1 pseudogene is annotated in these 784 nt (G+C 56.9%); it reads left to right on the forward strand.

Annotated elements, in window-relative coordinates:
- Positions 1–123 precede the first annotated feature (123 nt).
- A pseudogene (locus C3418_RS23785) lies at positions 124–660 on the forward strand (PAS domain-containing protein); the annotation flags it as partial.
- Positions 661–784: the final 124 nt, after the last annotated feature.

Raw genomic sequence — 784 nt, forward strand, 5'->3', positions numbered from 1 at the left:
CAGTCAGCCGTACGATGAAGAGCAGAAGTTATCATGATCGTTACTATGTTGGGAGTCACATAGAAGATCAGATCCTGGAAAACGGGAAAGGTTCCGTTCAGGACGCTACTTGTGTATAAGAGTCAGCATCACAGCACCCTCTGCTTCCCCGACGACGTCAATACCCGGGATTACGAGACCTTGTGGCAGGATCTGCGCCACGGCGTCTCCCGCAGCGGCCGCTTCATTCGCCAGTCGAAATCCGGCAAGGCCGTGTGGCTGGAGGCGACCTATTTCCCCATCGTGATCGACGGCAAGGTGGTGCGGATCGCCAAGGTCGCCTCCGACGTGACCCAGCAGCAATCCACCCTGGAGCGCACCCAGGCCCTGCTGGCAGCCCTGGACAAGTCCCTGGCGGTCATCGATTTCCAACCCGATGGCACCGTCATCACCGCCAACCAGAATTTCCTCAACTGCTTTGGTTACCGGCTGGAAGAGGTGGTCGGCAAGCATCATCGTCTCTTCTGTGACACCGAGTTCTACCAGAACAACCCCCATTTCTGGCAGGATCTCGGCTCGGGTGACATCAAGTCCGGGCTTTTCATGCGTCTGGGTCACCGGGGGGAGAAGATATGGCTGGAGGCCACCTACAACCCCATCTTCAACCACGAGGGCAAGGTAACTGTTCACCCAGATGGCATTGACAGGAAAAAGTGAGACGATCATCCCTTGATCCACTGTTGCCCCTTGCCTGATCCCGCCAGCTTGGCACCATCACGTCATGAGCAAACCCATTACGCCACCA

Source organism: Aeromonas sp. ASNIH8 (assembly GCF_002919855.1).
In the GTDB taxonomy this organism is placed as follows: Bacteria; Pseudomonadota; Gammaproteobacteria; order Enterobacterales; family Aeromonadaceae; genus Aeromonas; species Aeromonas caviae.